The sequence below is a fragment of the Clostridium sp. genome, assembly GCF_016650095.1.
GTDB lineage: Bacteria > Bacillota > Clostridia > Clostridiales > Clostridiaceae > Clostridium_AD.
On record NZ_JAENWL010000084.1, the window covers coordinates 1 to 11,242 of the forward strand.

At 32.9% G+C, this 11,242-nt stretch carries 13 protein-coding genes; all 13 read right to left on the reverse strand.

Features of this window, described 5'->3' with window-relative positions; all coding sequences use genetic code 11:
* The coding region (locus JJE11_RS07070; protein ID WP_291634001.1) for an ATP-binding protein at nt 1-777 on the reverse strand (777 nt) is incomplete at its 3' end.
* Nucleotides 778-1,025: 248 nt separating this feature from the next.
* A complete protein-coding gene (locus tag JJE11_RS07075; protein ID WP_291634003.1) occupies nt 1,026-1,418 on the reverse strand; it encodes a hemerythrin family protein in 393 nt (130 codons plus the stop codon).
* A gap of 112 nt (nt 1,419-1,530) precedes the next feature.
* Complete coding sequence (pheA, locus tag JJE11_RS07080; protein WP_291634004.1) at nt 1,531-2,670, reverse strand: prephenate dehydratase; 1,140 nt, start codon at nt 2,668-2,670, stop codon at nt 1,531-1,533.
* Between the two features lie 23 nt (nt 2,671-2,693).
* Nucleotides 2,694-3,764, reverse strand: a complete 1,071-nt coding sequence (gene aroC / locus JJE11_RS07085) for a chorismate synthase (RefSeq protein ID WP_291634006.1) — start codon at nt 3,762-3,764, stop codon at nt 2,694-2,696.
* Nucleotides 3,745-5,052, reverse strand: a complete 1,308-nt coding sequence (aroA, locus tag JJE11_RS07090; RefSeq protein WP_291634007.1) for a 3-phosphoshikimate 1-carboxyvinyltransferase — start codon at nt 5,050-5,052, stop codon at nt 3,745-3,747. Before aroA ends, aroC begins: the two co-directional genes overlap by 20 nt.
* Nucleotides 5,053-5,080: 28 nt before the next feature.
* Complete coding sequence (gene aroB, locus JJE11_RS07095) at nt 5,081-6,157, reverse strand: 3-dehydroquinate synthase (RefSeq protein WP_291634009.1); 1,077 nt, start codon at nt 6,155-6,157, stop codon at nt 5,081-5,083.
* Nucleotides 6,158-7,009, reverse strand: coding sequence for a prephenate dehydrogenase (locus JJE11_RS07100; RefSeq protein ID WP_291634011.1), 852 nt, complete (start codon nt 7,007-7,009; stop codon nt 6,158-6,160).
* 12 nt (nt 7,010-7,021) lie between these two features.
* Nucleotides 7,022-8,035: a 3-deoxy-7-phosphoheptulonate synthase gene (gene aroF, locus JJE11_RS07105; protein WP_291634013.1), complete on the reverse strand. Its 1,014-nt coding sequence runs from the start codon at nt 8,033-8,035 to the stop codon at nt 7,022-7,024.
* A 437-nt stretch (nt 8,036-8,472) separates the two neighbouring features.
* Nucleotides 8,473-8,808, reverse strand: coding sequence for a phosphoribosyl-ATP diphosphatase (gene hisE, locus JJE11_RS07110; RefSeq protein WP_291634015.1), 336 nt, complete (start codon nt 8,806-8,808; stop codon nt 8,473-8,475).
* 65 nt (nt 8,809-8,873) lie between these two features.
* Entirely contained in the window at nt 8,874-9,206 is a 333-nt protein-coding gene (hisI, locus tag JJE11_RS07115) for a phosphoribosyl-AMP cyclohydrolase (RefSeq protein ID WP_291634023.1), read from the reverse strand.
* Nucleotides 9,207-9,225: 19 nt separating this feature from the next.
* Nucleotides 9,226-9,987 carry an imidazole glycerol phosphate synthase subunit HisF gene (hisF, locus tag JJE11_RS07120; protein ID WP_291634017.1) on the reverse strand — a complete coding sequence of 254 codons (762 nt, stop codon included), beginning with the start codon at nt 9,985-9,987 and terminating at the stop codon, nt 9,226-9,228.
* Complete coding sequence (hisA, locus tag JJE11_RS07125; RefSeq protein ID WP_291634019.1) at nt 9,977-10,708, reverse strand: 1-(5-phosphoribosyl)-5-[(5-phosphoribosylamino)methylideneamino]imidazole-4-carboxamide isomerase; 732 nt, start codon at nt 10,706-10,708, stop codon at nt 9,977-9,979. Before hisA ends, hisF begins: the two co-directional genes overlap by 11 nt.
* The coding region (gene hisH / locus JJE11_RS07130) for an imidazole glycerol phosphate synthase subunit HisH (RefSeq protein ID WP_291634021.1) at nt 10,708-11,242 on the reverse strand (535 nt) is incomplete at its 5' end. The genes hisA and hisH, both read right to left, overlap by 1 nt.

The window sequence follows — 11,242 nt, forward strand, 5'->3', positions numbered from 1 at the left end:
GTGCTTTTCAGCATAGAAATTATCGTAATCCTCATCCTTAAGCTCGCTTTTATTTTTTCTCCATATAGGAACCATGCTATTTACAGTCTTTTCCTCTACGAAGTCCTCATATTCTGTTTCACTACCTTCTTTAAGTCTTGATTCACTTATGCTCATTTTAATTGGATATCTAATAAAATCTGAATATTTCTTTATAATTGATTTTATTCCGGATTCATCAATGTATTTATCATAGTTTTCTTCTTCTGTATTTTCTTTTATTTTAAGTATAATCTCTGTACCAACAGAGCTCTTTGCACAAGGCTCTATTGTATACCCCTCAGCACCGGTAGATTCCCACTTGTATGCTTCATCACTACCAAAAACTTTACTTATAACAGTAATAGAATCTGCTACCATAAATGCGGAATAGAATCCTACTCCAAACTGTCCAATTATGTCATACCCATCTTTTATTTCATTTTCTTTTTTAAATGCCAAAGATCCACTTTGGGCTATAACTCCAAGATTATCACTAAGCTCCACTTCTGACATTCCAATACCCGTATCAGAGATTTTTAATATCCTGTTTTCCTTATCATTTTCTATTTTAATAAAATAGTTTTCTTTTTCAAAAGTTAGTGTTTCGTCTGCTAATGTCTTATAATAAATTTTATCAATAGCATCACTTGCATTAGAGACAAGTTCTCTTAAAAAAATATCTCTATGTGTATATATTGAATTTACCATCATATCCAATATTCTCTTCGACTCTGTTTTAAACTGTTTCTTTTCCAATTTAAATTTCCCCTCTCGTACCAATTGTCTTAGTTCTTTGTTTTGTTAGCACTCTATGTGATTGAGTGCTAATTATACTTATAAATTACACCTAATTTTAAGATTTGTCAATATACTATTTAACATTCACATCTCTTTTGCATCATTTTAATAAAAGCTTAAAATTGTTTTTACAATCCTAAGCTTTAAAATCAATAATTTAATATCTTATTATTTATACATTAACTTTAGTCTAGCTTATCTATATTTCATTTTGCTGCGATAAGTAAGTCTTTCTGTAATATATGATTAATCAGCCATTCATTTAAAAAAGTTAGTATTCCCATTATAGATTCATCTTGATTATCATCTATCTTATTCAAATTCACTTCATATATTTTTTTAATAAAACCTGCATGATCCATTTTTTGAGTAAATAATCTTTTATAATTTATACTCTCCATATATTCTTCTTCATGTTTAAAATGATACACAGTATACCCTTGTAATTCCTCAATTACTCCAACTATTTTATCATATTTATCCATATCAAATTTATCTATTAACAATTGATAAGCTCTTTCCCCTATTTCAAAAAGCTTTTCATGCTCTGCATCAATTTGTGGAATACCTGTTTTATATTTTTCCTTCATCTCAAACAACTATTAGTTTCCCCCCTTGAATTAATTTTAATCTAATCTTACTTTGTTTTACTACATTATACAACAATAATTTTAATGATAAATATTTGTGTATCCATCATCCGCTACAAACTTACTCAATATCAACTATTGCGCTTCTATAATTCCCAAGTATCTTAAAATAACGACTATTCTTTTTAACTAACTCAATTGCTGATACAACATTCTCTTCATATATATTCCCCTGGAAATCTATGTAAAAAAAGTATTCCCATGGCTTATCTTTTATTGGTCTGGATTCAATCTTTAAAAGGTTAATATCATTCTCTGCAAAATACTTTAACACATGATATAGTGAACCTGCCTTATGAGTAGTAGATAAAACCAAACTTATTTTATTGCTATCACCATTTGTCTCTATCTCTTTACCTATGACAACGAACCTAGTCATGTTTGTTGCATTTGAATTTACATTCTTCTGCAGGATTTCAAGATCGTAAATTTCTGCTGCCTTAGTGCTACCTATTGCTGCCATTGTTTTGTCCTTTCTATTTTTAACTAATTCTGCACTTTTTGCAGTGCTCTTATAAGGAGTAAGCTTCCAATGCTTATAGCCTTTTAAAAATTCCATACTTTGCTCTATTCCTTGTGCATGAGAATATACTTCTCTTATATCATCTAAAGTTGAACCTTTAATTCCCATTAGATTTTGACTTATTTTAAGGTACTTTTCTCCTATTATATGAAAATTATTTTTATTAAGAAGGTCATAGACCTCTGAAATCGCTCCAGTGGAAGAATTTTCTATAGGAATAACCCCATAATTTATTTTCCCATATTTCAACTCCAAAAATATATCTTCAAACTCGCTTATTGCCTTTGTGTCCACCTGTTCACCAAAATACTCATTTAAAGCTTGTTCGCTAAAAGATCCTGTAACACCATAAAAGCCAACAATTTGCTTTTTACCCTTAGACAAAACTCTCTCACTGTTTAAAGATTTACTTTGAAACCCTCTACTTAATTTCATAACATATTTGAGGAATTCTTCTACCTCTGAAAATAAATCACTATTTCTAACTTTGTCTAAATTCTTCTTTATAACTGCTTCTTCGCGAGCTCCATTTAAAATTGGAATATTATTTTTCTTTTTATATTCAGCTATCTTTAGCACTACTTCCATACGAGTTTCAAATAGTGAAACAAGGCTAGAGTCAATTTTATCAATTTGATTTCTCAAATCATCAATATCAAAATCATCCAAATTACTCATTAAAACACATCCTTAAATTAGAATTAGATAAAATCTAAAATACTCATTGCAGCGCAAGCTTCAATTACTGGTAATGCTCTTAAAACTATGCAAGGGTCATGCCTGCCTATAACAGATATCTCTGAATTTTCAAAGCTTACCATATCAATGGTATTTTGAAGCTTAGCGATGGAAGGTGTAGGTTTCATGGCAGCTCTAAAAACTATTGGCATTCCATTAGAAATACCACCATTAATTCCACCATTATTGTTAGTTTTCATTTTAACACTTCCACTTTCCATGTAAGGTATATCATTTGCAGCGCTTCCTCGAACTTTTGTTATATCAAATCCCATTCCAAATTCTACACCCTTTACTGCTGGCACTGAAAATAGTAATTGAGCTAAATTACTTTCTATAGAATCAAAAAATGGTTCACCAAGTCCACAAGGCAGGTTCAATATGCCTACTTCAATTATACCTCCAACAGAATCTGTTTCTTCCTTAGCCTTTAAAATAATACTTCTCATTTCTTTCCCTTTTGAATCATCAAGCACAGGAAAATCTTTATGTAGAACATCTGCTAACGTCTGTATCTCTAAATTAACGCCATCAAAATAGCTGTCAAAGACATTCCCAATACTTAAAATATGACTTCCTATTACAATTCCCTTATCAAAAAGTATCTGTTTTGCAATAGCCCCAGCAAAAACTAGTGGCGCTGTAATTCTTCCGGAGAAATGACCTCCACCTCTGTAGTCGTTAAATCCTTCAGATTTAACCTTTCCTGTTAAATCTGCATGACCAGGCCGCGCTAAATCCTTTAATTTATCATAATCCATTGAATTTTGATTTTCGTTGAAAATTACTCCACAAAGTGGGGTGCCGGTGGTATATCCATTAAAATATCCACTTATAATTTCTACTTTGTCTCCTTCTTTTCTTTTTGTTGAAAATTCATTACGTCCAGGGGCGCGTCTTTGCATTTCGCCATTAATAAAGTCCATATCTAGCTTTATTCCCGGTGGCAATCCATCAATAGTTATTCCTATCCCTCTTCCATGAGATTCTCCAAATATAGAATATTTCACTTTTTTACCCCATTGTCCGCTCATTAACTTTTCCTCCTAAGCTCTTAAAGTCTTCATAAAACTCTGGATAGGACTTTTTAACTGCCCCACTATCCTCGATTGTTAGCTCGAGCGTACATCTAATTGAAGCAATTGCCATAGCCATAGCTATTCTATGATCATTCCAGCTATTTACAATTCCACCTTTAAGCCATGGTTTGCCATGGATTATCAGTGAATCTTCCCTTTCAATAACATCTGCTCCAATTTTATTTAGCTCTGTTGCTATAGCTTTTAATCTATCAGATTCTTTAATCCTAACTCTAGCAGCATTAATAATTTTAGTAGTACCAAAACTTAAAGCACCAAGCACCGCAACTATTGGTACAAGGTCAGGACACTGTGATGCATCAATAACAGTACCCTTTAAAGCTGATTTTGAAGCCTTTAAAATACCATTTTCGCTGGTAATCTTTCCGCCCATATTTTTAATTATGTCCACTATTACTCTGTCCCCTTGAAGTGATTCCATATTTAGGTCAAGACATTCAACCTCTCCACCTAAAACACCCGCAGCAAGGTAAAAGGCCGCTTGTGAAAAGTCACCTTCAACTCTGTAATCTCTTTTTACATAGTGTTGATTTCCTTTTATTTTGAATTCTCTATAATTATTATTTTCTATATTTATTCCAAATTTAGAAAGTATATCTAATGTTAAATCTATGTACCCAATAGATTCCATTTGAGTAGTAATTTTAATTGTGGAATCTCCATTTAATAGAGGCAGAGCATAAAGGAGACCAGTAATAAACTGAGAACTTATATCTCCTCTAAGTTCAAAAATTCCAGATCTAAGGCTCCCGTCTATTTTTAAAGGAAGGTAGCCATTGTCCGTAGTGTACTTTATATTCTGCTTATTAAAAATTTCATAATAAGGTTCAAGAGGTCTTTGCACTAGTTTACCCTTACCTTTAAAAATTATCTCAATCCCCATAAGCATAGCTATAGGGATTAAGAAACGTAAAGTTGATCCACTTTCATTGCATTGTAGCTCATTGCATGAGGTTTCGTTATTAGACCTCTCCTCACATGCAAGTTGAGGCTTACCTTTTCCACTTATTAGAAGGTTTTTAGGAAATTTTATTATCGTAGTTCCAATTTTCTCCATTATTCCACATGTAGCTATTATATCTTGTGACATACTAATATTATCAATAGTACATTCCCCATTGCTTAGCCCTGCGGCTATTACTGCTCTATGAGATAATGATTTTGAAGGCGGAATTTTCACTTTCCCATTTAAAGAAAAAGGCTGAATTATAACTGACTTCATAGCTAAACACCTCAATTCAATATATTAATTACTTAATGACCTTTTGCAAATAACCGACGATTTTTGCTTTATCAATTTTTTCAATAAAGCTATTACCAATGGATTCTATTAATATGAAATTCATATAAGAGCCAATGTTTTTCTTATCATGACTAATACTTTCAATTAAATCTTCACTTTTTATTTCAGGCAAGTCCCAAGGTAAATTGTACTTAATTAAAATGTCTTTTATAGCACTTGCTGTTCCAGTTTTAGTAATTCCTAGTTCTTCTCCTAGTTTTGTTATTGTATACATTCCCATTGCAACAGCTTCTCCATGGGAGTACTTAGTAAAATTGAAGAACTGCTCAATTGAGTGACCTAGAGTATGACCAAAATTTAATAACATTCTATCCCCAGTATCCTTCTCATCAGCTTCAACAATAGTAGCCTTAATACTACAGCAAATGTAGATAATTTTATCTATCTCCTTTAAAAGAGATTCTTTGCTTTCATAATTCATTAATTTATAAAATAGCTCTCTATCTTTAATTGCTCCGCATTTTATAACTTCACCCATACCATCATTTAAAAACTTGTCATTAAGTGTGCCAAGAAGCAATGGATCAATAAAAACTGCCTTTGGCATATAAAAGCTTCCTATAAGGTTCTTTCCACGAGGTAGGTCTATTGCTACCTTTCCACCTACGCTACTGTCCACCTGGGCAAGTAGTGTAGTTGGAATTTGTATCAAGGGAATCCCTCTTAAAAAAGTGGATGCTGCAAAACCAGTCATATCGCCTACAACTCCACCACCTAGGGCAATTATAATATCCCCTCTGTTTATTTTAAAATCTAATAGTTTGTTGTATACCTCTAAAAGAGTTTCAAAGCACTTGCTTTCTTCACCAGATTTAACAACAATTTTAAAAGTTTCAAAACCTTCTTCTTTTAATGAATTAATGACTTTTTGTCCATAAAATTCATTAACATTAGAATCTGTCACTATAGCTATTTTTCTTCCTTTATATATTTTCTTAATTTCTACGCCAATTTCATCTAGTAATCCATTCTTAATATGTATTGGATAGCTTCCACTGGAGGCTTTAACTTCTATACTATACACTTACTCTATCTCCTTTCTCTTATTCGTTGCATTCTCAAATCTTTTCTTTAGAAAGTCTGCATCACCATTTAATATTGCATCTTTTATTCCCTTAATATTGTTTTCAAAGTCTTCTATCTTACTAATTATATTTCCTTTGTTATACAGGAGTAATTCGGGCCATAATTCACCATTAATAGTTGCAACTCTTGTTGTGTCTTTAAAACTCCCTCCAATAAACTGAGATATCCCCATAATTGAACTATTACAATCTATTAACGAAACAGCTATAACATGGGGTAACTGGCTTGTATAAGCAATTATATCATCATGCTCTTTCGGTGTAAGATTAGATACTTTCTTGCAACCCATACCTCCAGCTATTGCCCTTATTAAATTTATATTTTCCTGTTTATTCCCATCCACTGGGGTTAATACATAATTAGCATTTTTAAACATATCCTTAGTGGCAGCCTTGAGTCCAGACTCTTCTTTTCCTGCCATAGGATGTCCACCGATGAAATCTAAATCCTCTCGAAGTACAGGCATAATTTCTTTTATTAAATCACTCTTAATTCCAGCAGTGTCTGTAATGACTGCTCCCCTTTTAAATAAATTCATATTACTTTTCATAAAATCTATAGTCTTTTGCGGATAAATCGCTAGAATAACAATGTCCGAATTACTGAGAGGTATTTCTGGACTTATATATCCTTTATCAATAATATTCATCTTTTCCGCGGTATCCAATGTCTCTTTGTCTATGTCAATAGCCCAAAGATTTTTAGGATTTAACTCTTTTAGTGCCATAGCAAAGGATCCACCAATAAGTCCTAAGCCTACAATTGTAATATTAAAATCGGTGCAATCCAAATTTACCACCCCTTAAATTATTCTATCTTGCGTTTCTGCAATTATTCTTATTGAATCTATAAGAGTCTTGAATTTCTCTGGTTTTAATGATTGTGGTCCATCACTAAATGCATTAGCAGGATCGCAGTGCACCTCAATTTCAAGACCATCTGCGCCAACTGCTATAGCAGCCTTTGCAAGAGGCTCTACTAACCACCATTTACCAGCAGCATGGCTTGGATCCACTATAACCGGCAAATGAGTAAGTTTCTTAAGCACTGGAATTGCACTTAGATCTAAAGTATTTCTTGTGAATGTTTCAAAAGTCCTAATTCCCCTTTCACATAAAACTACATTTTGATTGCCCTCAGACATTATATACTCAGCAGACATAAGAAATTCTTCAATTGTTGCACTCATGCCTCTTTTTAAAAGTATTGTCTTATTACATCTTCCTACTTCCTTTAAAAGGTCGAAGTTTTGCATGTTTCTAGCACCAATTTGCAATACATCAGCATATTGTGTTATTTTCTCAACGAGCTCTACACTCATAACCTCAGTTACAATTGGAAGTCCTGTTAATTTTTTGGCTTCTAATAATATTCTTAGTCCTTCTTCCTCCATTCCCTGAAAGCTATATGGAGAAGTTCTTGGTTTGTAAGCTCCACCTCTTAGGAAATTAGCTCCTGCAAGCTTTACTTCTTTTGCAATAGTTATCAATTGCTCTTCACTTTCCACAGCACATGGGCCAGCTATTATTGCTAGTTCTTTTCCACCGATTGTTTTGTCCGCTACCTTTACTATTGAGTCGTCTGGATGGAAAAGTCTATTAGCTCTTTTATAAGGTGATTGAACTCTCATAACCTTATCAACACTTTCCTCTGCTTCAATTTGGCTTATGTTTATTGCACTTGTGTCTCCAACAAGTCCTAGAATGCAACAGTTTTCTCCTTGTGTAATATGAACGGCACACCCCCACTTCTCTATTTTTTTTACAATTCCTTTAACTTGATCTTGTTTTGCATCACAATTCATTACAATTACCATTTAAAATTCCTCCTAAAGTATTATTTGTTTACCTTTCTTTAATAAATAATTAATTTATAATTTCTTATAAAAATGTATAAAAAAAGGAAGACCCATTTAATGAGTCTTCCCTTTGAATAGCTTAGTTTACCTTTTATAAAGCAGCATAAACTGGCACCATAATTTTATTCTTTAACTCATTATTTAAAGAAATCTTATATATTTTTTTGTATGAAAAGTAACCTGTGCTAAACTAAAAATAGCCCAAGCTAAAATAATAATATACTTTCCTGTTGATTCCATTAATAATGATATTTTTCATAATAACGCCTCACAATAGTTTGAATTATTACCTACTACTTCTTTAATGTTTAAATATTATAACAAGTTGGGGTATTTGTCAAGGATTTGCTTTTCAAAAATTTACAATTACAAATACCATTCATCTGCCTTTTATCTTAGTGTATACTTTCAATATCTTCTCTCTTTTGTTTTTTATTGCATATCTTTTTCCGTCTTGTTTCAAGTTCAGCCACAACATCCTCTACTTTTATACCCTTAAGCACCATAAGTACTAATGTGTGATAAAATAAATCTGATATTTCCGACACCATTTCACTCGGGTCATTATTCTTACTGCTAATTATTACTTCTGCACTTTCTTCTCCTATTTTTTTTAAAATTTTGTCCAATCCTTCTTGAAAAAGATAACTTGTGTAAGATCCTTCTATAGAATTTACTTTTCTCTCTTCAATTATTTTATAAAGTTCCTGTACTACATTATTTTCACTCATTTTATTAATCCCCTTTTCTATTTATATTATGACCTTTATTACTATTACTTTTATTTTAACTATGCTTATTTCTCACAAATTTGCCTATAAAAACAACTTTTGCTTCCCGTATGGCAAGCTACGCCAATTTGCTCTACCTTTATTAGAATTGTATCCCCATCGCAATCAATATTTATGCTTTTTACATATTGAAAATGTCCTGAGGTTTCTCCCTTATTCCAGAACTTATTTCTAGATCTGCTCCAAAACCAAGTAGTCCCTGTTTCTATAGTTTTTTTTAGAGATTCTTCATTCATGTATGCCAGCATCAAAACCTCTCCACTACATTGCTCCTGTACTATTGCAGGCAATAACCCATTGTTAAATTGAATCTCCTTTATGTCATCCACAAAAACCACCACATTTCTTTATTTTTGATTAAATCCTAATTTCAACACCTTTATTTTTAAGATACTCTTTTACTTGCCGTATGGATAGTTCTTTGTAATGAAAGAGTGAAGCTGCAAGTGCCGCATCTGCGCCACTTTTTGCAAAAACATCATAAAAGTCCTCTATTTTTCCACATCCACCAGATGCAATTACAGGAATATTTACAATACCCGTAATTGCATTTATAAACTCTATATCATAACCTTTTTTTGTTCCATCAGCATCCATACTTGTTAATAGTATTTCACCTGCCCCTAGCTCTTCTACTTTTTTTGCCCACTTCACTGCATCTAGTCCTGTATCTATTCTTCCACCATTTATAACTACATGCCACCCTGTGTTGTCATCGTTTCTTTTCCCATCTATAGCAACTACGACACATTGACTTCCAAATTTTACTGACGCATCTGTTATAAGCTCAGGATTTCGAATTGCAGCAGAGTTTATAGATATTTTATCTGCTCCAGCTCTAAGAATTTCTTTAAAATCCTCTATACTCTTAATTCCTCCACCTACAGTTAGTGGTATAAATACCTTTTCAGCGGTCCTTTTTATAACATCAACCATTGTTTTTCTTCCCTCATGAGTGGCAGTTATATCTAAAAATACAATTTCATCTGCACCCTGCTGGTTATAAAACTCTGCGATTTCTACAGGGTCACCTACATCTGTTAAATTTATAAAGTTTATTCCCTTCATTACCCGTCCCATAGTCACATCCAGACAGGGAATAATTCTCTTAGTAAGCATCTGCAGTCCCCCTCCCTTCTAATACTGCTTCTTCAAGGGATATATTTCCACTATAAAGTGCTTTTCCTATAATAGCCCCATACATATTCATCTTCTTAAGTCTTTTTATATCTTCAATGTTTTTCATACCACCTGATGCAATAATATTACAGGTAACCATATCGTTTATCTTCCCTGTTGCTTCAAAGTTAGGTCCTGTCAAAGTGCCATCGCGACTTATATCTGTAAAAATAATAGTTTTTATACCTATACTCTCCATTTCTTTAGCAAAATCTATATATTCTATTTTGCTACTTGTTTGCCAACCTTCTACTGCTACAAATCCATCCCTTGCATCGATACCAATGGCAATTTTTTCTCCGAATTTTTTTACTGCTTCTTTTACTAGTACCGGATTATTTAAAGCTGCAGTACCAAGTATTACTCTATTCAAACCCTTTTCAAGTAGCATTTCAATGGTATCCAAAGAGCGTATTCCCCCACCTAACTGCACTGGGATCTTTAAATCATTTATAACTTTATTTATACTATCTAAATTTTTAATATTTCCGCTCAGAGCTCCATCCAAGTCTACCATATGTAGATACTCTGCTCCTTTGCTAGCGAAATTCAGGGCTGTTGTCAGAGGATCCTGCGCAACAATCTCAGATGAATTAAATACCCCCTGATAAAGCCTAACGCACTTTCCATTTTTTAAATCTATAGCTGGGAATATCTTCATTATACCACCTCCGCAAAGTTTTTAAGTAATTTCATTCCAGCCTCTCCACTTTTCTCTGGATGGAACTGCAAACCAAATATATTACCCTTGCTTACAATTGCAGGTATCTTTTTATCATACATACAATACGCATTTACTGTGCCCGTCTCACAACCCTCTGCATAATATGAATGAACGAAATATACATAACTATTTTCAGCTACGCCTGCTAGCAGTGGAGATTTAGTCTCAAAAGATAAACTGTTCCATCCCATATGAGGAATTTTTATAGCACCTTCTAATTTCCTGATGCTTCCTTTTAATAAACCCAATCCCTGGCATTTTTCAATTTCATAACTTTCCTCAAAGAAAAGCTGCATGCCAAGACATATTCCAAGTATTGGTTTTCCTTCATTTGCTAAGGATTTAATTACCTTATCAAGTCCCTTTTCCTTCATATTTTTCATGCCATTTGGAAATGCACCTACCCCTGGGACAATAATGCTTCTACACTTTGATATTTCCTCACAATCTGAAGATATTATGGACATAATA